Origin of the sequence: Halospeciosus flavus (assembly GCF_029814175.1) — an archaeon.
Taxonomy (GTDB): Archaea; Halobacteriota; Halobacteria; order Halobacteriales; family Halobacteriaceae; genus Halospeciosus; species Halospeciosus flavus.
Genome location: NZ_CP122312.1, coordinates 2,290,906 through 2,315,863, shown reverse-complemented (window position 1 = coordinate 2,315,863; position 24,958 = coordinate 2,290,906). Strand labels below are relative to the sequence as shown.

The following is a 24,958-nucleotide window of genomic DNA, read 5'->3' as shown; positions in this document are numbered from 1 at the left end:
TGCTGTCCCGCCGTCGGCGGACGGCCAGCGTGCCGACGGTCTGGACTACTCTTCGGGCTTCACGGGCGGGGCGAGCGGTCGCGGGAGGCGGCCGACGTGTGCCAGTCCGAGTCCGAGGAGTGCGAGCGCCGCGGCGCCGAGTTGGAGACCCATCGCGCCGGACGACCCGACGATACCGCCGAGCGCGGGCGCGTACATCGCCAGCAGCGAGAGGGCGAGGTAGACCACGCGCCGGGGGTAGCCGAGGACGTGACGGCCGTCGTAGCCGATCGTCGCGGCCGTCAGCGAGACGACTCCGACGAGGACGGCAGCCGTGGCGACCGGCGTCTCGGTCACAGTCCAGGTGACGAGACTGTCGTTGGCCACCAGCGCGAACGGGATGAGGAAGCCCGCCGCACCGATCCTGAGGGCCTGGATGGCCGAGGTCAGGAACCCGCTGTCCGCGATGCGCGACCCGACCGCGACGCCGACCGCGACCGGCGGGGTGATGGCCGACAGCATCGCGAAGTAGAAGACGAACAGGTGTGCGGTGATGTCGGCGACGCCGAGACCGACGAGAGCCGGAGCGACGAGCGCCTGGACGAGGATGTACGCGGCGGGGGTCGGCATCCCGAGACCGAAGAGGATGCTCGAACACATCGCCAGGAGGAGGACGAAGACGAGGACGCCGCCGCCGAGTGCGACCATCCGGAGGCTGACCTTCTGGGTCAGCCCCGTCTGGGTGAGCATCGAGATGATGACGCCCATCGACGCCAGGACGCCGACGAGCGGAGCCATGTCGAGTGCGCCCTGTTTGAACCCTTCGAGGGTCTTGACGGTCGTCCCGACGGGTGTCGACGGCGTCGCGCCGTCGACGAACAGGTCGCGGACGTACATCGTCGCGATCATCGTGACCGTCGTGTACAACCCGGCGGCGAGGGGGGAGAGCCGCATGACGACGAGGGTGTAGACGAGCACCAGCATCGGGATGGCGAAGTGGCCACCCGTGAAGAACCGTTCGAGGGAGGTCCCGACGGCGTCTCTCGCGTCAGTGGGCGACGGCTCGACGACCAGTGCGTGACCGAACCGGACCGTCAACACGACGCCCGCGGCGAGGAGGCCGCCCCAGATCAGGGAGAGACCGAGGACGTCCCTGGCCGCGTAGAACGCGGCACCGAGGAGGACTGCGTACCCGGTCGTCACGAGCGTCTCCAGGCTGAAGGCCGCGCGGAGGAACCCCGCCGATTCGGTCTTCTCGGTCGTCCACCCGTAGCGGAGGACGGCGAACTGGACCGCGACGCCGACGCTGAAGTAGAACAGGAGCGCCGGGATGATGGCGGCCTGGATGATGCGGACGTAGGAGACGCCCAGGATGTCCGCCATCAGGAACGCGGCGACACCCATCACCGGCGGCATGATCTGCCCGCCGGAGGAGGCGACGCTCTCGATGGCCGCCGCGAAGTCGGCACGGACGCCCTGGCGCTTCATCATCGGGATGGTGAAACTCCCGGTCGTCGCCGTGTTGGCCGCGGCGCTCCCGGTGATCGACCCCATCGCCATACTGGAGATGACGGCCATGTGGACGACGCCGCTCCGGAGGTTCTGACTCACCCGTTCGCCGAGGTCGAGGATGACGTCGAGTGCGCCGTAGACCCGGGCGAGCCCCGCGAACATGATGAAGATGGCCACCCAGGTCGCACCGATCTCGAGGATGAAGCCGTACGCCCCGCTGATGCGGACGGCGCCGTACGTCGCGACGTCGCGGAGCGTCATCCCGGTGTGCGAGAGGAAGCCCGGGAGCGCCGTCCCGAACAGCGCGTACGCGACGGACCCGACGACGACCAGCGAGATGGACCACCCGTACGCCCGGCGGGTGGCGTCGGTCACGAGCGCGACGACGACCAACCCGGCGACGACGTCGGGTTGTCTGAACCCGACGACGATGGCCTCAGTGAACAGTCGCTCGAAGTTTACCTGGACGTACGCGCTCGCGCCGGCGGCCGCGACGGCCGACACCAGACACAGCACCGCGTCGAGTCGCCGAGCCATCGCGTACTGGCGGTCGTCGAGTCGGCCGACGAAGAAGCCCGACCCGCCCTCCGAGTCGGGTTCGCCGAGTTTCGCCAGCGTCCGGTCGAGGTAGTACAGCGTCATTCCGGCGCCGAGGAAGATGATTCCCCAGCGCGAGCGGACCATCGGCCGCTCCCAGGCGAAGTAGAGCGTCGAGGCCGTCAGCGCGATACCGATAACCGTGACGAGTGCGACCAGCACCTGTTCGGTCGGCGAACGGGCCTCGAGCGAGTCGAAGGCGGCCCTCGGCGACGTCGTCGGCCGGTTCCGGTCACGTGTCGTATCAGTCATAGTCGTGTAGTAGGTGAATCGGGGGCTCGGTCGCTCGCCGTCGGTTACTCCTTCCCGCGCTCGAGATCGTCGGACCAGACGCCCTTCTCCTTGTAGAAGTCAGCCGCGGCCGGGTGGAACGGGAGACCCTCGTAGGCGTTCGTCGTCCAGAACTCGCCGTCGGCGAGTTTGCCGAGGAGTGCGTTGTCCTCCTGGAGGCCCTCTCGCTGGGCCCACAGCGTCTCGAGGAACGTGTAGAGCGTGTCGTAGGAGAAGTCGTCGCGAACGACGAAGTTGTACGCGAGGGTCGGGGTCGTGAGCGTCTCGGGCGTGTAGCCGTAGCCGTCGAACTGGCTCATGTCGATGTCCGAGAGGATGATGGCGGGGTCCTCTTCGAGTTTCGCGACGGCGTCGTCGGGCCACCCGAGGACGCGCAGGTCGACGGTCCCCTTCATCTGCTGGAGCCACCCCGGTTCGACGGAGAGGTTGACGTACGTCGCGGCGCCGACGTCGAGGCGCCCCGAACTCATCGCGCTGGCCTGGCTCCCGTACTTGATGCTGATACGCTCGTAGTCGCCGACCGCGTAGTCGAGCGAGTGTTCGAGCATCTCGGCCGTCCCCGACCCGCGCGGCGTGGGGGAGACGCGACTGTCCTTCGAGATGTCGGTGACGGAGGTCCACCCGTCGTTCCCGGACGCGAGGAACCACGCCAGGTCGTAGAGGTGGAACACCTGGTAGGGGGTGTAGCTCAGGTCCGCGAAACTCCCCTTGCCTTCCGCGATCTTGTTCGCGGTCCAGTTCTGGATATACGCGATGTCGGACTCCTGGCGTGCGAGTCGACCGATGTTGGCGTTGGTCCCCTCGCTCGGCCGAGCGCCGACGCGGATCTTGTCGGTGTTCTGGTTGACCGCGTTCGCGATGGCCTGGCTCATGGCGTAGGCCGCCGTCGTCTCCGTCGACGTGGTCATCACCATCTCGCCGTCGGCCCCGGGTTTCTCGCCGCTCCCGCCGCTGCTACTGCTGCCACCGCTCCCGCCGGTACACCCGGCGAAGGCGCCGACGCCGGCGACCCCGGCCGTGCTCTTGAGGAACGTCCGTCGGTCGACACCGGAATGATTGCCGTTTACACGCATGGAATCCTCCTTAACAGTGGTTACAGATATACTCTTCTATGACGGTTCTGTTAGTGAATCACGATGAACTGGTGAAATTCGGACGCAGTCAGTCACTCTCCGGCGGTCGGGCGGGCGCCGCCGGGGTCGACTGGGTCTCGACGGCGTGAGCGGAGGGCTTTTCCACCGGAAGGCGGTACTACGTGCCATGACGCAGGACGCCGAGGGTTCCGCCGACCCGACCGACGACGCGCCCGAGGCCGCGGACGGAACCGAGGAGACGCCGGCAGTCGACGACGGCGAGGAGCGAAGCTCCGAGTCCCGTCAGGCACAGCCTGACGATGGTGAGTCGTCGGGAGACGACGAGCCCCATCAGGCCGTGCCTGACGACGTGCAGAAGTACGACCGATTCAAGAAGGTCGACGGCGCGCAGTACGAGCGCGTCAACGACTTCCTGCGCGACCGGACGTACATCACGGCCCGCGAGTGGGCCATCGCCCGCCTCTGTGCCGACTTCCGGACGGAGACGGGCGTCGAGATGACCAAGATCGGCGAGAACCTCCCCTACCTCGTGCCGTTCATGACGGACACCTACTCGCCGCAGGCCGTCAACCAGGCGCGCTCGGCGTTCGAGGACAAGGTCAGCAAGGCCGGCGCGACGTTCCTCTACGGCGCGATGTCCGACTTCTTCACCGCCGACGAACTCGACGACCTCATGTACGAGGTGACGGAGGTCGCGAAGTTCCTCCTCGAAGTCGAGGGGGTCGACCTCGCCGTCGAGGAGGAACTCGACGCCGAGGACCGCATCTCGGAGGTCATGCGCGACGTCCGCGAGGCCAGCGACCAACTCCGCCACGAGGAACACCACTGTCCGAACTGCGGCCACGAGATGGAACCGGCCGAAGCCGACGACTGACGGCGCACTCTCGCGACACTCCGCTCTTCACTCTTCGGGTGCGAACAGTTCGGGGTCCTCGTGGACGAGTTCGACGTACTCGCCGTCCAGCCGTCGCAGTCGCGTGAGCAACTCGCCCGACTCGCGGGCGTGTTCGAGCAGTTCCTCGGCCTCCGAGCGCTGGTAGTAGCCGGGGTAGAGGAGCGCGACCTCTTCTTCGGGGTCCTCCATCACGACGACGAAGTAGAGGACGCCCCCTTCCTCGGCCTTCAGCACTTCGTACTCGCCGAAGGAGACGCCCGACTCCAGGAGCGCCTCGACGTCGGCGTACTCGTTGTCCGGGAGGAGGACGTCGACGTGCGGGGTCGTCTCCCCTTCCTCGTCGGTCACGACGGTCACGTCGCCGGGGTGACACTGTAGCGTCTCCCAACCGGCTTCCTCGTAGGCGTCGGCCGTCGACTCCATGTCGCCGACGACGGCGTCCCACGCGCCCAGCGACGCTGGGACGCCCGCGTTCTCACTCCCGCGGGCGGCCGTCGGTTGCTCGACGGCCGCGCCGTCCGGCGTCTCCTCGGAACCGTCGCCGTCCGTCTCTTCGGGGGTCTCGTCGCTCATGCCCGGGAGGTGGAGTCGGGACGAGGGAAAAGGTTGCTAGTCGTCTCTCGGGGGCGTGTCCGCGACGGTCAGTCTGACCCGGATTTGGTCCGGGTCGACGGTCTCGACGGCGTCTCCGACCGATTCGACGGAGTAGCCCCCGTCCCGGAGTCGGTCGCGGACGGTCCCGAGCGTCTCCGCGTCCGGGAGGACGAATTCGAACCAGTCGAGACCGAGGTGCTCTCCCGACGGCTCGCTCCGGCCGTTCCACGTGTTGAGGCCGACGTGGTGGTGGTAGTCGCCCGCCGCGAGGAAACACGCCGCGTCTCCGAACCGGTCGCGGACGCGCAGCCCGAGCGCGTCGCCGTAGAACGACTCCGCCCGGTCGAGGTCCGTCACTTCGAGGTGGACGTGTCCCACGTCGGTCCCCCCCGGGAGCGTCTCGTCCGCGCTCTCGCCGCCTTCCGCCGTCCTTCGTAAATCGTCGAGATCGAGCGGGCGCGTGTCCATCTCGACGCGGCCGTCGTCGGTGCGGGGCCACGCCTCGCGGGGTCGGTCGCGGTAGACCTCGACGCCGTTGCCCGCGGGGTCGCGGAAGTACAGTGCCTCGCTGACGAGGTGGTCGGACGCACCGGTCGGCGCGACGTCGTGTTCGCGGGCGCGTCGGAGGACAGCACCGAGCGCTGCCCGGTCCGGGACCCGGATGGCGAGGTGGAACAGGCCCGCCTCCGCGGGGCCACGCGCCGGTACGTCGGGGGTCTCGCGGAGGACGAGGAGCGTCTCGTCCGCCGTCTCGTCACCGCGTTCGACGCCGAGGTCGACTGTGTCTCCGCGAGTGGCGCGGGTGGAACGGGAATCTGTCCCCTGTCCGAGTGGCGAGAGACCGACGACGTCGCGGTAGAACGGGAGGACGTCGTCGAGTGCCGCGACGCGGAGGGCGACCCGGCCGATGCGGGCACGGTCGGAGAGCGCGAACGAGTCGTTCGACTCGTCGTTGGTCGGTACCATAGTGTGCGTCCGTCGCGGAGGAGCAAAAACGTCGGTTTCGGGGCCACTTAGGTCTCGCCGACCTCCGTCAGTTCGGCCGTCGGTCGTCGGTGCTCCTTCCCGCCGAGCACCGCGTTGAGGGCGCCCCCGACCAGCAGGAGGAGCGCGGCGACGTACAGCCACGTCAGGAGGAGGACGACTGCACCGAGCGCGCCCGCGACGCCGCCGACGAGCGCGACGTAGACCCGGAAGCCGGCGCCGAGTCCGAGCCACCCGGCGGCGGTGAACACCGTCCCCGGGACGACTTCGCGGACCGTCACCGGGACGTCCGGGAGGACGTAGTAGATGGGGAAGAGCAGGGTCGCGACCGTCGCGAGGAGGAGGACCGGGCCGAGGAGTTCCAGGAGGAGTCGGTCGACGAACAGCGTGAGCGCGCCCTCGATGGCGACGAGCGCGCCGACGGCGACGACGAGACAGGCGAGGGCCGTGAGCCCGTCGCGTACCGTCCCGACGAACGAGGTGTCCATCTCCCCGTACACCGCTGCGAACGCGACGTTGAGTCCGCGGAAGACCTTGAGCGAACTCCACGCGAGCACCACGAACCCGACGAGAGAAGCACCGAACACGCCGCTCCGTCGGCCGAGCGCGTCGCGGAGGAGTGCCTCGGCGGTCGGCGTGAGGTACCGGCCGACGCCCGTGAGCACGAGCGAGGCGACCCCCTCGCCGCGGAGGAGCGTCGTGACGGCGAACAGCAGGACGAGCAACGGGACGAGCGAGAGGAACGCGGAGTAGGCGATCGACCCCGCGATGAACGTGAGGTTCCGCTCGGTGACGACGCCGAGGGTCGCCTTCGCGACGTCGAGGGCTCGGACGAATCGCTCCCGCCACGCGTCGACTCCGACTCCGTCTGCCATCGTCCGTGCCACGGCCGGCGGTCGGATGAGCGTTCGGGCTGACGAGTGTGTCACTGTGTGTCGGACAAGATGTATCAGTGTGGGGGGCCTCTGTTAGTATGTAATGGCGAAAGGTACCGTTGATTTCTTCAACGACACTGGCGGTTACGGTTTCATCGAGACTGAGGACGCGGACGAGGACGTTTTCTTCCACATGGAGGACGTTGGCGGCCCGGACCTTGAGGAAGGACAGGAAGTCGAGTTCGACATCGAAGAGGCCGATAAAGGCCCGCGCGCGACGAACGTCACGCGCCTTTAAATCGGCTCGCTTCCTTCCGAAGCAACAACTGAATCTTCTCCCCGTTTTTCACACACCCGAGAGCGACGGCGCTCGCGGTCGATACGTCTAACGTCGAGCAGCGACGGCGTCGTCCCCGACTACCGTCGGACGTTCTGTCCGGCCGTCGGGAGGAACGACTCCGCGCCGCCGAGACGGTCGTAGACGCGGTTGCCGCGGACCAGCGTCGTCTTCGGGAAGACGCCCTCGAACCCTTCGAACGGCGTCCACGAACACTTCGAGTGGAGTCGCTCGCCGCGGATGGGTTCGGTCTCGTCGGGGTCGACGAGCACCAGGTCGGCGTCGCGGCCCTCCTCGATCCGTCCCTTCTGCGGGAGTCCGAAGATGTCGGCCGGGTTGGCGGCCGTCACGTCCCGGACGCGCTCGAAGGTGAGTGCGGTGTCGTCGTCGCGGGCGGCCGCGAGCAGGAGTGGGAGCGCCGTCTCGACGCCCGGTACGCCGCTCGGGGCGTCCCAGATGCTCGCCTGTTTCTCCTCGCGGGTGTGGGGTGCGTGGTCGGTCGCGACCACGTCGATTGTCCCGTCGACGAGTCGCTCGACGAGGGCGGCCCGACGCTCCTCGCTGCGGAGTGGCGGGTTCATTCGCCCGAACGTCCCGAGCGCGTCGAGGTCGTCGCGCGAGAGGAAGAGGTGGTGGGGCGTCACCTCGCAGGTCGCCCCGCCGTCTTTCGCGGCGTCGACGCCCTCGGGAGTGCTCGTGTGGGCGACGTGGACCTGGGCACCCGTCCCATCGGCGACGGCGACGGCGTCCTCGACGGCGATCTGTTCGGCCTCGGCGGTCCGGTAGGCGCTCCACGCGTCCGCGTCGTCACGCTCGCGTGCGCCCTCGTCGAACAGGTCCGCGTCCTCCGCGTGGACGGTCACGGGGACGTCCGCGTCGGCGGCGCGTTCGAGGGCGGTCTCGAACAACTCCGTGTCGATGCCCATGTCGCCGGTCGAGTCCGCGAGGAACACCTCGCCGAGCGCGAACAGCGGACGCTCGAAGAGCGAGTCGGGGTCCCACTCCTCGGTGACGCCGCCGTTGATGCCGTAGTCGACGAGCGCGTTGCGCGCGAGGTCTTCCTTCGCGTCGAAGGCCTCGCCCGTCGTCGTCGGCGGGTCGGTGTTCGGCTGGTCGACGACGGTGGTGACTCCGCCCGCGGCGGCGCTCCGAGACCCGCTCGACCAGGTCTCTTTGTGAGCGTCGCCGGGTTGGCGGAAGTGGACGTGGACGTCGACCATCCCCGGGAGGAGGAGCATGCCGTCGGCGTCGACGAGCGTCTCGCCGTCGAGGTCTTCCCCGACGGCGTCGATGCGCCCGTCGTCGGCGATGCGGACGTCGCGGGTTCGACCGTCCGCGAGTTCGGCGTTGCGGATGACTCGCATACCGGGAGTCCGGCGGCCCGGGGCCTAAGCCTGACGGACGTGTTCGACGCGGACGTCGTCGTCGCCGACGAGCGTGTCTTCGAGCGTCCGGAGGACGCGTTCGGGCGAGGTGTCGCCGCCGGCGCGGGCGAGGCTCCCGACGCTCCCCGGGTCGAAGGGGTGGTCGAGCGCCTCGTAGACGTGAGTCAGGACGTCGGCGATGGGGTCGTGGCCGTCGACGACGAGTACGCCCGAGACGAGCGCGGCGTCCGAGCGGACGCGCTGGGCGATGCCCACGAGTTTCCCGCGGTACTGGAGCGAGTGTGCGCCCGGACAGAACGAGGCGTCGGGTTCGCCGCGCTGGGCGGGGACGCCCAACTGCCAGAGTGCGCGCTGGACGTCGTCGACGAGTGCGGTGTAACGCGCGTCGAGTCCCTCGCGGATGTCGTCGACGGGTTCGACGCGGGCGAACGCCACGGTCGTCTCCGTGTAGGCGACCGCCCGACCGCCGACGCTCCGATCGACCGGCGGGAATCCACGCTCGCGGGCGCACTCGGCCGCCCGTTCGTGGCCGTCCTGTCGCGTGTCGCGCCGGCCGAAGGCCACCTGCCGACCGGGCCGCCACACCCGGACTGCGGGTTCGCCGGTCTCGCCGACGCGGTCGACGAGGTGGCGGGTCGCCTCGCGGTCCGCCCGCCGCGTGTCGGCCCGGCCACGCAGGAGTCGCATGGGGATGGGTAAGCGCCGGAGTACGTAAACTGTCGGGCCTCGTCGCCCCTCGTCTGAAGCACGCCGCTTCTCAGATATGGGCGCCCATATCTCAACTATCGGTCACGATAACTCAGTTGTGGGCCACGTTGTGGAGATATACGGCGAGTTGTCGAGATATACGCCGAGTTGGTGAGATATGGGCCGTGTTTGTCGAGTTATCGCGACCAGGTCGCACTCGGCGTGACCGACGGGCCGAGCGGTACTGGTGCGCTGCGGCGGATCGGCGTCGCGTCACTAAAAACGCCCTCGGTGGGAGAGGGCGTCCGTGGGGTCGATGTAGGGGGGAGGGGGTGGTCGAGGCAGCGGCGATTCGAAACGGACTGGCACGAGAGGTGGGACTTTGGTGGGGTTCTCGCCGACTCGTTCGGATTCGTGCTGACACGACCGTGGAGTGGTGACACCCACCTTTATCAAGGACACTTCAGATATTAAGAGTAACGGCCCTGATATACAAAGTAAGGGCTCGACGACCGGCAGCGTGACCGCGAACGCCGCCGGGCGGTGCCCACCTCCCGAGGCGCTTATCCCCCCGTTCGTCCTACCGTCGGGCGATGGTCACGCTCCCGGCGTCGGTCGTCCGTCGCTACCCCCGATTCTCGCTCTACAACTCCCCGTACCCCGAACACGACGCCGGTTGCGCGGTCGACTTCTACCCCGAGACGCCCGACGACGACGCGCCGAGTCCGGTCGCCGGCGAGGTCGTCGAGACGCGAACCGTCCGCTGCCCGCCGAAACCCTACGCCGCCGACTACGACCACCTCGTCGTCGTCGACACGGGGACCCACTACGCCCGCGTCCTCCACGTCGACCCCTCGGTCGACGCGGGCGACGAGGTAGCGGTGGGGGACTCCCTCGGGACGATGGTCCGCTCTGGCTTCTTCGCCCCGTGGGTCGACAACCACGTCCACCTCGGCTTCAGGGAGCGGGACGCGAACCCCGTCCGCGCCTCCGGGTCGCTGTCGCTGTCGCTCGACGTCCCGGTCGAACCCGTCACCTGGGACGGGACCGGCGAGGTGGTCGAGACCGGCGAGACGTACGTCGTCCTCGACGCACCCGACCACCCCAGTTCGGGTATCTTCGCCGCGCTCGCGACGGACGACGGTCTCCCCCTCGACGGCGGACTGGTCCACTACTCGGGGGGCGGCGTCCTCGGGGCCGGCGCCGACGCGGGCGACTCCGTCTCGCTCCTCGGAACGCCGGTCGGGGACGTGTGCGACGACCGGCGGACGGTCGCCTGGCGCGACGTCGCGGTCTCCGCGAACGGCACGCGGTGTACGGGCCTCTCGCTGTTCGCCAGCCGCGACTCGCTGGGGACGAAGGTCGTCTGCCCGGACCACGACTTCGCGGTGGGCGACGCCCTCCGGGTGCGCCTCGACCCGACCGAGAATCCGGTCCACCTCGGCTGACTCGGGGATGGCACTTTAGGGCCGGGCGCGAGTAGCCCCACCCGATGGATATCGAGGACTCCGTCCACCTCTCCGAGCGCCTGATGCGCTACCTCGAAGTCGTCGCCGCCTTCATCCTCGTCGGACTGTTCGGCGTCGGCGTCTTCGACTTCCTGCTGGAGATCGTCACGCTCGTCCGGACGGGCGAAATCGCCCAGACGGAGGCCGTCGTCGGTCTCATCGACGAGATTCTCCTGCTCTTCATCATCGTCGAGATCTTCCAGACGGTCGTCGCCTACGCACAGGAGCGCAGCGTCATTCGCATCGTCATCGCGGCGGGCATCATCGCCGTGGCGCGGAAGATAATCAGTTTCCACGCCGGCGAGTACGGCACGCCGCTCGACTCGACTATCGCCGCCGCTGGCTACGCGCTACTGCTGTTCGCACTCGTGTCCGCGCTCTACGTCGTCCAGCGGACGAACGTCGCGACGCCCGAAGAAGAGGACGTCTGACTCTCAGTCGAAGTCGACTGCCGCGAGGTCGGTCACCTCGCCGAACAGCCAATCCGCGTGGTCGAGGGCGTACTCCCGGTGGGCTTCCTCGATGTAGCCGACGGCGTCCTCGACGAGGACCGGTCGGTAGTCGCGTAACCCGGCCGAGGACGCGGTGTGGAGCACGCAGACGTTGGCGAGCGTCCCGCAGAGCAGGAGGTCGTCGATTCCGTGGGCGTCGAGCCACCCCGCCAGTTCGGTCTGGTAGAAGGCGTCGTAGGTGTGTTTCTCGACGACGTGGTCGGCGTCCCGGACGTCGAGACGGTCGTGGAGTTGGGCGTCCCACGTCCCCTCGACGACGTGTTCGCCCCAGCGCTCGAACTCGTCGTAGTAGTGGGCGTCCTCGAACTGCGCTTCGGTGTGGACGTCGCGGGTGTAGACGACGCTCGCGCCGGCGTCGCGGGCGCGCGAGACGAGGTCGGTTACGGGGTCGAGTGCCTCCTCGCTGGCCGGCGCGTACAGACTCCCCTCCGGGTGACAGAAGCCGTTCTGCACGTCGACGACCACGACGGCGGTTCGCTCGGGGTCGAACGTAGGCATGTGCGGGGGTGTGCACGCGGACGGCAAAGCCGTTGTCCCGGTTCCCGCCGATGCCGGGGGCTTTTTTGTCGCTGCCGACCCCAGGGAGAGGCATGAGACGTCACGTCGCCGCTCTGCTGGTCCTCGGTGTCCTCGTCGCCCTCGCGGGGTGTACCGCGCCGACGGACCTCGGGTTGTCGAGTCCGACCGCGCCGCCCGACCCCGCCGAGGACACCCTCGGGTGGGAGCAGGGCTACTGGCACAACGAGTCGCTGCCCGTCACCACGGCGAACGGCCTGAACCAGTCGGAGTTGAACGCCGTCGTCGGCCGCTCGATGGCGCGCGTCGAACACCTCCGACACCTCGAGTTCGAGAAGCGGGTGCCCGTCGAGGTCATCTCCCGCCAGCAGTACCGCACGCAGTACGCGGGCGGCGGGAACGCGTCGAGCGCCATCCGAACCTTCGACAACGCGAAGTTCGAGGCGTTGCTCCTCGTCGGCGAGACCGGCGACTCGCTCGACCAGCAGTCACAGAACCGCGGGTCGAGCGTCCTCGGGTTCTACTCGCCGAGCGCCGACCGCATCGTCATCATCTCCGAGTCGGAGACGCCCGCCATCCAGGAGACCACGCTCGGCCACGAACTCGTCCACGCCGCGCAGTTCCGGACCTTCGAGATGGGGTACGAGCAGTCGACCCGCGACGAGGCCAACGCCGTCTCGGGACTCATCGAGGGCGACGCCTCCTACGTCGACCACCTCTACAGCCAGCGCTGCGGTCAGGAGTGGTCCTGCGTCAGTCCGCCCGCTAAGAGCGGCGGGGGGAGCACCCAGAGCGGCGGCAGTACGTTCCACCTCGGCATCTACATCATGAAGTACTTCCCGTACAGTGACGGGCCGGGCTTCGTCGGCCACTTCAAAGAGCAGGGTGGCTGGGAGCGCGTCAACCAACTCTACGAGGACCCGGCGGACTCGGCCGAGCAGGTGGCCGTCCCGTCGAAGTACAAGTCGGACCCGCCGGTGAACGTCTCGCTCGCCGACCGGAGTAGTGACGCCTGGAACCGCGTCACGCCGCGGGGACGGGCGCCCTTCGGCGAGGTCGGTGTCTCCGGCATCACCGCGATGGTCGCCTGGCCGTCCTACCACCAGGAACAGGACGGCGACGGGACGAACCAGGGCGTCGTCGACCCGCGGACGTTCCTCAACTTCCAGCCGGACGGGCAGGTGAGCCGGACGGACCCGTTCAACTACACGAACCCGTACGCCGGTGGGTGGGAGGGTGACAAACTCTACATCTACGAACAGCAGAACGGCGACGAGACGGCCTACGTCTGGAAGTTCGCCTGGGAGTCCCACGAGGACGCAACGGAGTTCGCCACCGCCTACCGCGGACTCCTCCGGTACTGGGGCGGCCAGCAGGTCTCCGGCGCGCAGGGCGTCTGGCGGATCCCCTCCGGTCAGTTCGCCGACGCCTTCTACGTCCACGTCGAGGGCGACACCGTCGTCGTCGTGAACGCACCGACGACAGACCAACTCGACGACGTGCGGGCGGGCACCCCGACGGCCTGAGTCGCAGGCCCTAGGGCTTTTTCGACGCGGCGTTCGACGTCCCGATATGCACCAACGGAGGGACGAGTATGTCTGAGGACTCCCCGTTCGACCTGATCCCGTCGGACGCCATCGCCGACGGTCGAGCGACGGACGCGTACTTCGAGCGCACCGTCGAAGCGCTCGACCACGCGGGGAAGAACCCCCACGTCGTCGCCGAAGTGACGGCCGACCAGTTCCCCGACGGCGAGTTCGAGGTGCTCGCCGGGGTGAAAGACGCTGCGCACCTCCTCGAAGGGTTGCCGGTCGACGTCGACGCGCTCCCCGAGGGGACGCTGTTCGACGGCGGTCCCGTGCTCACCATCGAGGGGAAGTACCGCGACTTCGCCCGCTACGAGACCTCCCTCCTGGGCTTCCTCTCGCACGCGAGCGGTGTCGCGACCAACGCGTTGCGTGCCCGGCGGGCGGCCCCCGACTCGCAGGTGTTCAGTTTCGGTGCACGACACGTCCACCCGTCCATCGCGGCGATGGTCGAGCGGAGCGCCCTCGTCGGCAACCTCGACGGCATCTCCCACGTCGCGGCGGGCGAGGTCATCGGCCGCGAGGCGTCGGGGACGATGCCCCACGCCCTGATCATCTGCTTCGGCCGCGGCGAACAGGAGGCGGCGTGGCGGGCCTTCGACGAGGCGGTCGACGCCGACGTCCCGCGCATCGCGCTCTGTGACACCTACTCCGACGAGAAAGACGAGGTCCTCCGCGCGGTCGACGAACTCGGCGACGCCCTCGACAGCATCCGTCTCGACACGACCGGGTCACGCCGCGGTGACTTCGAACACATCGTCAGGGAGGTGCGCTGGGAACTCGACGCGCACGACCGCGAAGACGTCGGCATCTTCGTCAGCGGCGGTCTCGGTCCCGACGACCTCTGGGAACTCCGCGACTACGTCGAGGGGTTCGGCGTCGGTGGCTACGTCAGCAACGCGGACCCCGTCGACTTCGCGCTGGACCTCGTCGAACGCGACGGCGAACCCTGCGCGAAGCGCGGGAAACTCTCCGGGCGGAAGGAAGTGTACCGGACGGCGGACGGTGCCCACAGCATCGGTCTGGCGAAGCGCTCGGCCCCGGACGGCGCGGAGGCACTGCTCGACCCACTCATTCGGGACGGAGAAATCGTCAGAGAGTTCGACCTCGACGACGCGGCCAGCCACGCCCTCGCGGACGCCGACCGCGTCGGGTTCGAGTGACTAGTTCGTCAGTTCTTCGGCGGGCCCTTCGGGTTCGGCCTCGCGGAAGACCTGCCCCTCGAAGAGAGTCACCATCACGTCGTCGTCCTCCCAGGCACCGTCGCCGAGACCGGCCTTCCGGCAGGTCCGGTCGAGGTACTCGAAGGGACTCCAGCCCTGCTCGACGGGGACGGTCGGGTACATCCAGCCGTACTTGCCGTGCCCGTCGACGGCGACCCCGTGTCGACCGAGTTCGAGGTCGCTGACGGGGTCGTCGGTGAGGACGAGGTTCGAGACCGCACAGACGGAGACGCGGATGTTCGGGAGTTCGGCGGCTTCGACCTCCGAGCCACACGACGACTCGCTGGCGGCCTGGATGGCCGCCTCGACGATCGCGTGACCGAGCTGTTTGTCCTCGTTACCGAGCTCGCGGACGGTCTCGTGGGCACCGGCACAGCCGCGCAGTTGGCCTCGTCCCCGCGTGGACTCGAGGCGAACGAACGCACTGGTCCGGTTGTAGAACGCGTCGCGCATGCTGCCTGGCTGTTCGCGCTGACCGTTGCGGACGAACGCCTCGACAGAATCGCGCGCCAGTTCGACCGCCCGAGCACCGTCCTCGAAAGAGAGTTGTACTGTCTGGGGCCCGGACATTTCACTCACATATACTGGGTTAACACCCTTCAATCCTTCCCTTCTAATCGAAAATGATGTACAATTACGAAACGCCAAATTTGTCGCAGTAGCGCCTCCGACTCGGTGTAACTGCCACTATCTCGCACGGCCGCTGGGCCACAAGGTACTAAGTCGCTGGTGCCGTTCCGATATAGCGCTTCGGGCCGTCGTCCGCCCGACCGAACCCCTTAACCCGCCGACGGCCCTAGAACGAGTGAGCAGCGGGAGTCCGGCCCCCGTGCAGGCTCACGTCGCGGACGTCGCCCGCGTCGCCGCCTCAACGGCGTCGCAGGTGACGCGAGGGTTTCTCGCGTGCGTCCGCGACGCGCCTGTATGAGGAAAGTCCCCCCACCGGCCGGGCAGGCGACCGGGCACAAGCCCGGGGCGGGAGACCGTCGGCACTGGAACAGAGACGACACGTCTCTCCCCGACCGATGACGTGCGCGAACCTCGGCTGAAGCGTCGAGGGAGCTAACCCACAGAGGGCAGACGGGAGAGGACCGATGGAACGGCCAACCCTCGCCGGTGCAAGTCCACGCCGCAAGGTAGCCCGGCGTCGCCCCTCGGGGCGGGCGTGGACGCTCAGCCGAATGCCGGAACGAACAGAAGGGGGCTTACTCCCCGCAGCTCGACTCTCACTACGTCTGAGCCGTCGGCTCGTCGACCGGTACGTGTTTTAGCAATACAGGTCCGATTTCTTAACAACCTCTACTAGCTGAGTCCCGCTATTAACAGCGGATTTGATAACGCCGAGACGAAAACACACGGACAGGACCGATGGCGGACCACGCACACGACGACGGGGACCACGGTCACGACCACGGCGGTCACGGTCACGACCACGGCGGCCACGCCCACTCGCACGACCACGGCGGGGACGGCAACTTCCGTGGACTCGCCGTCGCGCTCGCCATCAACACGGCCTTCTTCGTCGTCGAACTCGTCGGCGCGCTGTACGCCGACTCGCTGACGCTGCTCGCGGACGCCGCGCACATGATCACCGACTCCGCGAGCCTCGGCCTCGCGCTGTTCGCGGCCTGGATGGCCGCCCGCCCGGCCGACCAGCGCCGCACCTACGGCTACCAGCGCGCGGAGATTCTGGGGGCGCTCGCCAACGGCGTCTTCCTCCTCGGTGTCGTCGCGTACATCCTCTACGACGCGGTTCAGCGCTTCCAGGACCCCCGTCCGATCAAGCCGCTCGTCGTCGTCGGCGTCGGCGTCGTCGGACTCGCGGCCAACCTCCTCGCGGCCTACGCCATCCACGGCGGCCGCGAGAACCTCAACGTGGAGGGCGCGTATCTCCACCTCCTCGCCGACGCCGCGGGCAGCGTCGCCGCTATCCTCCTCGGCGTCGCGCTCTACTTCACCGACTTCTACGTCCTCGACCCGCTGTTCGCCGTCCTCGTCGCCGGACTCGTCCTCTACTCGACGAAGGACCTCCTCGCCGAGAGCGTCAACATCCTCCTGCAGGGCGCACCGCAGGACGTCCCCATTCCGGAGGTCGTCGAGGCGTTGGAGTCCATCGACGGCGTCCACGAGGCCCACGACGTCCACGTCTGGGCGCTCTCCTCCGGGCAGTACGCCTGTACCGCCCACGTGGTCGTCGAGGAGGACGCCGACCGCGACGCCGTCCTCGACCGGTGTCGGCACCTCCTCGGCGAGCGCTTCGACGTCGACCACGCGACCATCCAGGTCGAGACGCCCAGCGGCGAGTGCGAGACGGCCGACTTCGACTGCTACACCCCGGAGTGAACTTCCGCCACCGACAGATTGACAAGTGTTACCACGATTCTGTGTGGTAATGAGTGACGCGGACCTGACCGTCGCCGTCGACGACCACGAACTCGCCGCCGACTGGGTCGAAGAGAACCCGGAGACGCGGGCGGCCATCAGGGAGGCGCTCCCGCTGGCCGGCGACGCCACGCGGTGGGGCGACGAACTCTACTTCCGGACGTCCGTCGACGTCGACCCCGAGAGTAGCCGGTTGGAGGTCGCGACGGGGGCGCTCGCCTACTGGGCGCAGGGGAACGCACTCTGTCTGTTCTGGGGACCGACGCCCGCCAGCGACGGCGACGCGCCGAAAGCCGCCGGTCCGGTGAACGTCGTCGCGCGGGTCAGGGACGTCGACGCCCTCGATAGCGTCGACGGCGGCGCGCAGGTCCGCGTCGAGGAGACCTGATCCCTACCCCTCGAAGCCGTCCTCCCAGCGGAATATCCCGTCCCGCTGGACGACTTCGCCGTCGACTTCGAGGCGCGACCCCTCCTCCTGCATGTCGGTGATCAGGTCGACGTGGACGGCCGACTCGACGGCCTCCGACTCGTGGCCGGGCGGGTAGTTCGACTCGTAGGCGCGCCCGAGCGCGAGGTGGACGGTGCCGCCCATCTTCTCGTCGAAGAGGATGTTGTCGGTGACGCGGTCGATGCCGCGGTTCATGCCGATGCCGAGTTCGCCGAGGCGGCGGGCGCCCTCGTCGGTTTCGAGGGTTTCCCGGATGGACTTCTCGCCTTGTTCGGCCGACCAGTCGACGACCTCGCCGTCTTCGAAGGTGAGGTGGACGTTCCGGACGCGGCGGTCGTTGATGGTCATGGGGACGTCGAAGAACACCTCGCCCTCGGTTGCGTGCGGGGCGGTGAACACCTCGCCGCTTGGGAGGTTGTGCGAGTCGTAGTCGACGGACGCCGCGGAGTTGACGGCGACGCGGTCCTCGATGGACACGGTGAGGTCGGTCTCCTCCTTCACGATGCGGACTTCGCTCCCCTCGTCGAGGAGGTCCTTCAGTTTCGCCTGTTCGTCGGCGAGCGCCTGCCAGTCGCGGAGGACCGCGTCGTAGACGAAGTCCTGGTACTCCTCGTAGGCCATCCCGGCCTGCTGGGCGCCCGAGCGAGTCGGGTGGAGGGTGCTCACCCAGTCGGTGTCCATCCGCGCCTCCCGGACGCCCTCGCGGGCGGTGTTGTAGGTCTGCCGGGTCTCGCTCGGCACGTCGGCCGTCGCGGTCGTGTTGCGGCCGCCGCGGAGGAAGAGGGCCACATCTGCGTGTTCGTAGAGTGCGAGTTCGTGGGCGGGGTCGTCGTCGAAGTCCCCCTCGTGGCCGTGGAGGTAGGCGCGCGAGACTTCGTCGGAGCCGTAGAGCGTGACGGGATTGGCGCCGCGTTCGCCGAGCAGTTCGGCGACGGCGACGGCGAGTTCGTGGGCGTCCTCGCCGACGGAGACGACGACGTCGTCGCCCTCGTCGACGCGGGCGCTCCAGTCGACCAGCACCTCGGCGTGTTCGTGGATTCGGTCGTCCATACCTGCGCTTCGACCGGCGCGACAAAAAGAACGGAGGTCCCGTTACGCTTGCTCCTCGACGAGGTCGGCGACGCTCCCCGCCTCGCGGCCGAGGAGGACGAGGATGTCGTCGAGGGAGACGACACCGACGAGGTCACCCTCGTCGTCGACGACCGGGGCGCGACGGACGCCGGCCTCGCGGAGTTCGTCGACGATGCGGGCGGTCCCCCACTCCTCCTGGACGGTGATGGGGTCGCGCGTCATGATGTCGTCCGCGGTGACCGCGATGGGGTCGGGGCTGTCGCGCATCGCCAGCGCGACGTCGCGGTCGGTGACGATGCCGACGATGTCCCCGTCGTCCACGACAATGACGTCGCCGACGTCCCACTCGGCCATCTCCTCGACGATCTGCGGGACGGAGGTCACTGGGGTGACGGTCGCGACTTCCCGGTGGACACGCTTGGAGAGAGACTGCGTCATACGTGAGAAACCGCGCCCGGCTATCGGGAAAACGTGGTGGCCGCCCCAGAGTCGCTACTCGGCCTCGACGGCGACCTGCGGTCCGTCGGGCGATTCGCGGCCCGGTGTGTCACTCGTCGGGCCGTCGCTCTCCTCGTCTCTCGGCGTGTCTCCGAAACTTCCGTACTGGCGCTGGGTGTAGTGTCCGTCGGACATTTTACTACCTTGGTAGTAATTTCCAACACAGATAAAGGTGTCGCCGAAGCGAACACTCACGACTCGCGAGAAATCGGCGTCGGGAGAACGAGTGGCTCCGGGGCGACAGTGAAAAAGCACCGTGATGGGGTCGCGAAGCGATTCCGTCCAACCCGGCTTCGCCGGGTTCAGTATCGTGGTACCGTCCTCGTGAGCGAACCGTGACGAGACTGCAAAGCCGTTTCGTTAGTCCGCACGGGCGACTTGCGGGTCGCCCGTGCGACGCCAGTGAGCGTCCTGGCGGAATCTCTAAGGGCGATGAGCGCGCCCTCGTAGGGGCGCACGACGAGGGCTTAGGGGTACACGAGCACCGTGCCGAACTCCGTCTCCAGCACGGCGACCTCCTCGCCGGACTCGGCGCGGAACTCCTCCTCGACGTCGACCCACTCGGGGTCGAGGGTGAACTCCTCGCCGTCGGCTTCCACGGTGATCTCGCCGGCCTCCTTCTGGGCGGCGACGTCCGCGGGGTCGGCCTCGTTCAACGCCTGCAGGACGAGTCCCGCCTGCGAGCGGAACTCGGGGCCGATCTTCGACTCGTCGGGGTCGACGTCCACGGGGGTGAGTTCGACGTTCGGGCGACCCGCCTCCAACTCGATGCGGGCGTTGACCGTCTGGCTCAGGTCGAAGGTGTCGATCTCCCGAATCTCGCCGCGCTCGAAGTAGAGTTCGACGCGGTCGAGTTCGGCGTTGAGCGGGCGGGCCGTCTCGGACTTCCACGCGCGGACCTCGCGGGCGGTCTCGGCGACGACGGCGCCGCGGACCTCCGCGGCCTCGTCGTAGTGGTCGGGTTCGGGCCACGCCGCGTTGTGGACGCTGCCCTCGGTGCCGGGGAGGTACTCCCAGATCTCCTCGGTGAGGTGCGGGCTGAACGGCGAGAGCATACGGACGACCGCCGAGAGCGTCGTGTAGAGGGTGTCGAGGGCGCCGGCCTGCGCCTCGGGTGGGCCGTTGTAGAGGCGGCCCTTCACGAGTTCGACGTAGTCGTCGGCGAAGTCCTCCCAGACGAACTCCCGCACTTTGCGGAGGGCCGCGTCGTAGCGGTAGTCGTCCATCTCGGCCTCGACTTCCTCGGCGACGCGGGTGAGCTTCGAGAGGAGCCACTCGTCGGCGTCGCGGTACTCGGGGTCCTCGATGTCCGGGGTATCCTCGTCGAACTGGTTCGCGGAGAACTGGAAGAGGTTCCAGAGCTTCGTGAGGAAGCGGGAGGCGGACTTCACCTCCTTCCACTGGTACTGGACGTCGCTGCCGGGTTGGCCGCCGAGAGCGAGCGCCTGCCGGAAGGCGTCGGCGGAGTACTCCTCGACGGCCTCGCCGGGCGCGACGACGTTCCCGCGGCTCTTGCTCATCTTGTTGCCGTCCGGACCGAACACCATGCCGTTGACGAGGATCTCGTCCCACGGCTTCTCGTCGGTGAGCGAACCGGTGCGCAGGAGCGTGTAGAACGCCCACGTCCGGATGATGTCGTGGCCCTGCGGGCGCAGGGAGACGGGTTCGAACTCGTCGAGTTCGATGTCCTTGGGCCACCCGGCGACGTGTAGCGGCGTGATGGAGGAGTCCATCCAGGTGTCCATCACGTCGGTCTCGCCGGTCCAGTCGTCGGCGTCACACTCGGGGCAGGTACCGACTTCCGGCGGTTCCTCGGTGGGGTCGACGGGCACGTCGTCCTCCTGGGCGATGTGCCAGTGGCCACAGGACTCGCAGTGCCAGGCCGGGATGGGCGTCGCGAAGACGCGCTGGCGGGAGATGACCCAGTCCCAGTCCATCCCCTCGGTCCACTCTTCGAGGCGCTGGTACATGTGCTCGGGAATCCACTCGACCTCGCGGGCCTTCTCGAGGATTCCCTCCTTGTCGACCTCGACGAACCACTGTTCCTTCGAGAGGATCTCGATGGGGGTGTCACACCGCCAGCAGGCGCCGACGGACTGTTCGGTGGGTTCGGTGTCGTTCAGGTACCCTTCCTCGTCGAGGTCCTCGGCGATTTCCGTCTTGGCCTCGTCGATGGTGAGTCCCTCGTACTCGCCGGCGTTCTCGTTGAGGTGACCGTCCTCGGTGAACACCGAGCGGAGGTCGAGGTCGTGTTCGGCCCACCAGTCGACGTCCTGCTTGTCGCCGAAGGTACAGATCATGACGGCGCCGGACCCGAACTCGGGGTCGACCTCCTCGTCGGCGACGATTTCGACCTCCTGTCCGAACAGCGGCACCTCGAAGGTGTCGCCGATGCGGCCCTCGTAGCGCTCGTCGTCGGGGTGGACGGCCATGCCGACACACGCGGCGAGGAGTTCCGGCCGCGTGGTGGCGATCTCGACGTCCTCGTTGCCGACGCCGGGGAAGGTGACGAAGTGGAGCGTCCCTTGCTTGTCGATGGGTTCGACCTCGGCGTCCGCGATGGCGGTCTCACAGCGCGGACACCAGTTGACCGGGTGTTCGTCGCGGTAGACCATCCCCTCGTCCGCCATCTCGACGAACGACTGCTGGGTCTTCCCCCAGTACTCGGGGTCCATGGTACGATACTCCGCCGACCAGTCCTGCGAGAAGCCCAGTTCCACCATCGTCTCCTTCATGGAGTTGATCTGGGCGTTGGTGTGCTCGATGCACATGTCGCGGAACTCGTCGCGCGGGACGTCGGTCCGGTGGATGTCGTTGTTCTCCTCGACCTTCACTTCGGTCGGGAGGCCGTGGCAGTCCCACCCCTGCGGGAAGAGGACGTCGTGGCCCTGCAGGCGGTGGTAGCGGGCGGCGAAGTCGATGTAGCTCCACCCGAGACCGTGGCCGATGTGGAGTTCGCCGGTCGGGTAGGGTGGTGGCGTGTCGACGATGTAGTCGGTCGCGCCCGTGTCCTCGTACTCGTAGACGTCAGAGTCGAGCCACTCCTCCTGCCAGCGTGACTCGAGTTCGTCGGGGTCGTAGTCGTCTGGGACCTGTGTCATGGCTGTGGAGTCGTCGCTGTTCGGTGCGTCGGCGTGGTGCTGTGCGCCAGAAGCGAAGGGGCGTTACCGACGTACTACGGCGACAGCGACGCGCATACCCGAAGCGTCGCTCGGCGAGCGTAAAAAGGTTCCCGTAGCGAGCGGTTCGTGCCTCACTCCTCGGTCTCCCGTCGGCCAACGAGCGTCGCGAGGACGTCGTCGTGGACCGTCCGTCGGTCGCCCCGCCCCGACTTCGGTTCGAACGACGGGTCCGCTCGTTCGGTCGAGCGCGCGGCGACCGCGACCAGCAGGAGGACGACGACGAGGAGCGTCGCGAGGAGTGGCAGTGCGCTCCCACCCGGACCGGCGGAACTCACCTCGGCGAGGAGACCCGGGAGCACGAACAGCAGGAAGTCGTTGACCAGGACGACGGCGACGGCGGTGGGGAGGGCGCGCATGGTCGGACGTGGCGGTCACCGGACGATAGTCCTTCTGTGTCATCGTCCGACTGGCCGCCCGCTCGGCGTCCCGCAAACCGCAACCCCTACTTTCCGGGGTCTTGACTCTCGGAGTATGCAACTGGGCGTCATCGGTCTCGGCCGGATGGGGCGTATCGTCGTCGACAGAGTCCTCGACGCGGGTCACGAGGTGGTGGCCTTCGACCTCGACGAGGAGGCCGTCGCGGACGCGGCGGACGCGGGCGCGGAACCCGCCAACTCGGTCACGGACCTCGCCGAGCGACTGGGCGAGCAGAAGCGCATCTGGCTGATGGTCCCCGCTGGCGGGGCCGTCGACGCCGCGCTCGACGACCTCGAACCGCACCTCGACGAGGACGACGTCGTCGTGGACGGCGGGAACTCCCACTTCGAGGACTCGACGCGACGCGCGGAGGAGACGACGGCCGCGTTCCTCGACTGCGGGACTTCGGGCGGGCCGGCGGGCGCCGAACTCGGCTTCTCGCTGATGGTCGGCGGCCCCGAGTGGGCCTACGAGGAACTCACCCCCGTCTTCGACGCCGTCGCGACCGGTCCCGAGGGCCACGACCGGATGGGCGAGGCCGGGAGCGGCCACTACGTGAAGATGGTCCACAACGGCGTCGAGTACGCGCTCATGCAGGCTTACGGCGAGGGGTTCGAACTCCTCCACGAGGGACGCTACGACCTCGACCTCGAAGCCGTCGCGCGCACGTGGAACAACGGCGCGGTCATCCGCTCGTGGCTCCTCGAACTCTGTGAGGAGGCGTTCCGCGAGGAGGGGTCGGACCTCGGCGACGTCGCGGACCACGTGGCCGGTGGTTCGACGGGCACCTGGACGGTCCGGGAGTCGCTCGAACAGGAGGTCGCGGTCCCGCTCATCTACCAGGCGCTGGCCGAGCGCTTCGACTCGCGGACGGAGGAGAAGTTCTCGCGGCGGCTCGCGAATCGGCTGCGGTACGGCTTCGGGCGGCACGAAGTCGCCCGCAAGGAGCAGAGCGACTGAGGGCGACAGAACGTGAGCGGGGAGTCTGTGAACCGCACGACGGGCAGGTCGGTGCGTACGATGGGTTCAGACTAGGCCGTGACACCGCCTCGACCCGCTACTGGTCCACGACGACCACGTTCTCGTCGCGGTCGTACTCGACGAGGTCGGCCGCGTCGTCGGCGGCGGCCGGGCCGCGGAGTTGCTCGACGAGGTAGAGAGCCATATCGATACCCGAAGTGACGCCGCCGGCGGTCACCACGTCGCCCGCGTCGACGACGCGTGCTTCGACCACGTCGGCGTCCGTCTCGCGGAGGTCGTCGAGGGCGCCGTGGTGGGTCGTCGCCCGCTTCCCGTCGAGGACGCCGCCGTAGGCGAGGAGCATCCCGCCAGTGCAGACGGCCGCGAGGAACACGCCCGACTCGTGGAGGTCGGCGAGACGCTCCGGGAGGACGCCCCGCTGGGCCTCGGCCCACGTACCGCGCTCGGCGCGGTTGTTCCACCCGCCACCGGGGACGACCAGCAGGTCCGGGTCGACGTCGTCGACGGTTCCGTCCGGTTCGACGGTGAGTCCGTAGGCCCCCGAGACGCGGTCGGCCGCCTCGGCGGTGACGACCTGCGGTTCGAGACCGGCGGCACCGAGTACTTCGTACGGTCCCACGGCGTCGAGTTCCTCGAAGCCTTCGTAGACGAGCACTGCGAGCGTGTCGACACTGGCCGGATCGTGCATGTCGATACCGTGGGGTCCAGGCACAATACCCTTAACCCCCCTTTCCGTACGGCAACCCATGGTAGATACACTCGCACTCGGGGGCGGTCTCGTCGTCACGCTGGTGCTCGTGCTCCTCCACGTCACGAAGGGGACGAAGCGCTCGACGCCCGAGAACCTCGCCGACGAACTCCTCGAACGGCGGGCGTCGACCGTCGAGGAGACTGGGTTCCCCGAGCCGATGAGTCGCTCCATCGGTGGCGGTGGTGGTGGCGGCGTCGCGGTCGGTGGCGGCGGAGGCGGTGCGGAGGGCGAAGCGTCCGAGGAGGAGGCCGGCTTCGACCCGTCGTCCATCCCCGAGGACGAGGTCGAGTACTACGACATCGAGTTCCGCAAGGAGGGCGAGACGATCGAGGTCGCCAACAACGAGACACTCCTCGAAGCGGGCGAGGACCAGGGGTGGGACCTCCCCTACGCCTGCCGGCAGGGACAGTGTCTCTCCTGTGGCGGCCACATCGAGGACGGCGACGCCCACGAGTTCGTCCGCCACGGGAACAACGACACCCTCTCCGACGAGGAGATGGACCGCGGCTACTGTCTGACCTGCCAGGCCTACCCGGTGGCCGACTTCTCGCTGGAGACGAGCGAGACTCCCTGAACACCCGTCGCCGTTTGCCGGATTTTTCGTTTCCAACACGTTGAAGCGGTGACCCTCCGTCACCTCGGCCAGTGAGCGA

At 68.2% G+C, this 24,958-nt stretch carries 25 protein-coding genes and 1 other RNA gene; 11 read left to right on the top strand and 15 right to left on the bottom strand.

The genetic code is table 11. From position 1 onward, the window contains the following. Positions 1 to 45: 45 nt before the first annotated feature. Together P0Y33_RS12125 and P0Y33_RS12120 are read right to left on the bottom strand one after the other, a co-directional pair. Complete coding sequence (locus P0Y33_RS12125; protein ID WP_279527657.1) at positions 46 to 2,340, bottom strand: TRAP transporter permease; 2,295 nt, start codon at positions 2,338 to 2,340, stop codon at positions 46 to 48. A gap of 44 nt (positions 2,341 to 2,384) precedes the next feature. Further along, on the bottom strand, positions 2,385 to 3,452 hold the full coding sequence (locus P0Y33_RS12120; protein ID WP_279527656.1) for a TAXI family TRAP transporter solute-binding subunit: 1,068 nt from the start codon (positions 3,450 to 3,452) through the stop codon (positions 2,385 to 2,387). A 187-nt stretch (positions 3,453 to 3,639) separates the two neighbouring features. Between P0Y33_RS12120 and P0Y33_RS12115 the strand changes: the two genes are divergently transcribed. Beyond that, positions 3,640 to 4,347: a DUF5806 family protein gene (locus P0Y33_RS12115; protein WP_279527655.1), complete on the top strand. Its 708-nt coding sequence runs from the start codon at positions 3,640 to 3,642 to the stop codon at positions 4,345 to 4,347. 27 nt (positions 4,348 to 4,374) lie between these two features. On the opposite strand, the gene P0Y33_RS12110 is transcribed toward P0Y33_RS12115, so the two are convergent. From P0Y33_RS12110 to P0Y33_RS12100, 3 genes are read right to left on the bottom strand one after another with little or no spacing between them, the layout of a single operon-like run. Next, the gene (locus P0Y33_RS12110) at positions 4,375 to 4,941 is read right to left on the bottom strand and encodes a DUF7529 family protein (protein WP_279527654.1); all 567 of its coding nucleotides are present in this window, start codon (positions 4,939 to 4,941) and stop codon (positions 4,375 to 4,377) included. Between the two features lie 36 nt (positions 4,942 to 4,977). Further along, positions 4,978 to 5,928, bottom strand: coding sequence for a VOC family protein (locus tag P0Y33_RS12105; protein ID WP_279527653.1), 951 nt, complete (start codon positions 5,926 to 5,928; stop codon positions 4,978 to 4,980). 47 nt (positions 5,929 to 5,975) lie between these two features. After that, a complete protein-coding gene (locus P0Y33_RS12100; RefSeq protein WP_279527652.1) occupies positions 5,976 to 6,821 on the bottom strand; it encodes a YihY/virulence factor BrkB family protein in 846 nt (281 codons plus the stop codon). Between the two features lie 103 nt (positions 6,822 to 6,924). Here P0Y33_RS12100 and P0Y33_RS12095 point away from each other — a divergent pair, with 103 nt between their 5' ends. Beyond that, complete coding sequence (locus P0Y33_RS12095; protein WP_279527651.1) at positions 6,925 to 7,119, top strand: cold-shock protein; 195 nt, start codon at positions 6,925 to 6,927, stop codon at positions 7,117 to 7,119. A gap of 119 nt (positions 7,120 to 7,238) precedes the next feature. On the opposite strand, the gene P0Y33_RS12090 is transcribed toward P0Y33_RS12095, so the two are convergent. Continuing rightward, positions 7,239 to 8,522, bottom strand: a complete 1,284-nt coding sequence (locus P0Y33_RS12090; protein WP_279527650.1) for a dihydroorotase — start codon at positions 8,520 to 8,522, stop codon at positions 7,239 to 7,241. A 24-nt stretch (positions 8,523 to 8,546) separates the two neighbouring features. Then, positions 8,547 to 9,230: a lipoate--protein ligase family protein gene (locus tag P0Y33_RS12085; protein ID WP_279527649.1), complete on the bottom strand. Its 684-nt coding sequence runs from the start codon at positions 9,228 to 9,230 to the stop codon at positions 8,547 to 8,549. Between the two features lie 593 nt (positions 9,231 to 9,823). On the opposite strand from P0Y33_RS12085, the gene P0Y33_RS12080 reads away from it, so the two are divergent. Together P0Y33_RS12080 and P0Y33_RS12075 are read left to right on the top strand one after the other, a co-directional pair. Continuing rightward, positions 9,824 to 10,678 carry a hypothetical protein gene (locus tag P0Y33_RS12080; protein ID WP_279527648.1) on the top strand — a complete coding sequence of 285 codons (855 nt, stop codon included), beginning with the start codon at positions 9,824 to 9,826 and terminating at the stop codon, positions 10,676 to 10,678. Positions 10,679 to 10,722: 44 nt separating this feature from the next. Further along, positions 10,723 to 11,169 carry a phosphate-starvation-inducible PsiE family protein gene (locus P0Y33_RS12075; protein WP_279527647.1) on the top strand — a complete coding sequence of 149 codons (447 nt, stop codon included), beginning with the start codon at positions 10,723 to 10,725 and terminating at the stop codon, positions 11,167 to 11,169. A gap of 3 nt (positions 11,170 to 11,172) precedes the next feature. Here the strand turns inward: P0Y33_RS12075 and P0Y33_RS12070 are convergent, their stop codons facing one another. Next, entirely contained in the window at positions 11,173 to 11,748 is a 576-nt protein-coding gene (locus tag P0Y33_RS12070; protein ID WP_279527646.1) for a cysteine hydrolase family protein, read from the bottom strand. Between the two features lie 92 nt (positions 11,749 to 11,840). On the opposite strand from P0Y33_RS12070, the gene P0Y33_RS12065 reads away from it, so the two are divergent. Together P0Y33_RS12065 and P0Y33_RS12060 are read left to right on the top strand one after the other, a co-directional pair. Continuing rightward, a complete protein-coding gene (locus P0Y33_RS12065) occupies positions 11,841 to 13,292 on the top strand; it encodes an Hvo_1808 family surface protein (RefSeq protein WP_279527645.1) in 1,452 nt (483 codons plus the stop codon). A gap of 68 nt (positions 13,293 to 13,360) precedes the next feature. Further along, positions 13,361 to 14,515, top strand: coding sequence for a nicotinate phosphoribosyltransferase (locus P0Y33_RS12060; protein WP_279527644.1), 1,155 nt, complete (start codon positions 13,361 to 13,363; stop codon positions 14,513 to 14,515). On the opposite strand, the gene P0Y33_RS12055 is transcribed toward P0Y33_RS12060, so the two are convergent. Continuing rightward, positions 14,516 to 15,145, bottom strand: a complete 630-nt coding sequence (locus P0Y33_RS12055; protein ID WP_279527643.1) for a TIGR00296 family protein — start codon at positions 15,143 to 15,145, stop codon at positions 14,516 to 14,518. It lies immediately after the preceding gene. Between the two features lie 318 nt (positions 15,146 to 15,463). Here P0Y33_RS12055 and rnpB point away from each other — a divergent pair. From rnpB to P0Y33_RS12040, 3 genes are all read left to right on the top strand, one after another. Beyond that, positions 15,464 to 15,791: RNase P RNA component (gene rnpB / locus P0Y33_RS12050), an RNA gene on the top strand. Positions 15,792 to 15,943: 152 nt separating this feature from the next. Then, on the top strand, positions 15,944 to 16,918 hold the full coding sequence (locus P0Y33_RS12045; RefSeq protein WP_279527642.1) for a cation diffusion facilitator family transporter: 975 nt from the start codon (positions 15,944 to 15,946) through the stop codon (positions 16,916 to 16,918). Between the two features lie 49 nt (positions 16,919 to 16,967). After that, complete coding sequence (locus P0Y33_RS12040; protein ID WP_279527641.1) at positions 16,968 to 17,345, top strand: cyclophilin-like family protein; 378 nt, start codon at positions 16,968 to 16,970, stop codon at positions 17,343 to 17,345. A 3-nt stretch (positions 17,346 to 17,348) separates the two neighbouring features. On the opposite strand, the gene P0Y33_RS12035 is transcribed toward P0Y33_RS12040, so the two are convergent. The 5 genes from P0Y33_RS12035 to P0Y33_RS12015 form a co-directional block, all read right to left on the bottom strand. Beyond that, positions 17,349 to 18,455, bottom strand: coding sequence for an aminopeptidase (locus P0Y33_RS12035; RefSeq protein ID WP_279527640.1), 1,107 nt, complete (start codon positions 18,453 to 18,455; stop codon positions 17,349 to 17,351). Between the two features lie 42 nt (positions 18,456 to 18,497). Next, positions 18,498 to 18,914, bottom strand: a complete 417-nt coding sequence (locus tag P0Y33_RS12030) for a CBS domain-containing protein (RefSeq protein WP_279527639.1) — start codon at positions 18,912 to 18,914, stop codon at positions 18,498 to 18,500. 54 nt (positions 18,915 to 18,968) lie between these two features. Beyond that, on the bottom strand, positions 18,969 to 19,109 hold the full coding sequence (locus tag P0Y33_RS12025; RefSeq protein ID WP_279527638.1) for a hypothetical protein: 141 nt from the start codon (positions 19,107 to 19,109) through the stop codon (positions 18,969 to 18,971). 332 nt (positions 19,110 to 19,441) lie between these two features. Beyond that, positions 19,442 to 22,075, bottom strand: a complete 2,634-nt coding sequence (locus P0Y33_RS12020; RefSeq protein ID WP_279527637.1) for a valine--tRNA ligase — start codon at positions 22,073 to 22,075, stop codon at positions 19,442 to 19,444. 152 nt (positions 22,076 to 22,227) lie between these two features. Further along, a complete protein-coding gene (locus P0Y33_RS12015) occupies positions 22,228 to 22,512 on the bottom strand; it encodes a hypothetical protein (RefSeq protein WP_279527636.1) in 285 nt (94 codons plus the stop codon). A 115-nt stretch (positions 22,513 to 22,627) separates the two neighbouring features. Between P0Y33_RS12015 and gnd the strand changes: the two genes are divergently transcribed. Further along, positions 22,628 to 23,533, top strand: coding sequence for a phosphogluconate dehydrogenase (NAD(+)-dependent, decarboxylating) (gene gnd / locus P0Y33_RS12010; RefSeq protein WP_279527635.1), 906 nt, complete (start codon positions 22,628 to 22,630; stop codon positions 23,531 to 23,533). Between the two features lie 97 nt (positions 23,534 to 23,630). Here the strand turns inward: gnd and P0Y33_RS12005 are convergent, their stop codons facing one another. Next, positions 23,631 to 24,242, bottom strand: a complete 612-nt coding sequence (locus tag P0Y33_RS12005; protein ID WP_279527634.1) for a DJ-1/PfpI family protein — start codon at positions 24,240 to 24,242, stop codon at positions 23,631 to 23,633. A 58-nt stretch (positions 24,243 to 24,300) separates the two neighbouring features. Between P0Y33_RS12005 and P0Y33_RS12000 the strand changes: the two genes are divergently transcribed. Further along, on the top strand, positions 24,301 to 24,879 hold the full coding sequence (locus P0Y33_RS12000) for a 2Fe-2S iron-sulfur cluster-binding protein (RefSeq protein WP_279527633.1): 579 nt from the start codon (positions 24,301 to 24,303) through the stop codon (positions 24,877 to 24,879). Positions 24,880 to 24,958 lie beyond the last annotated feature (79 nt).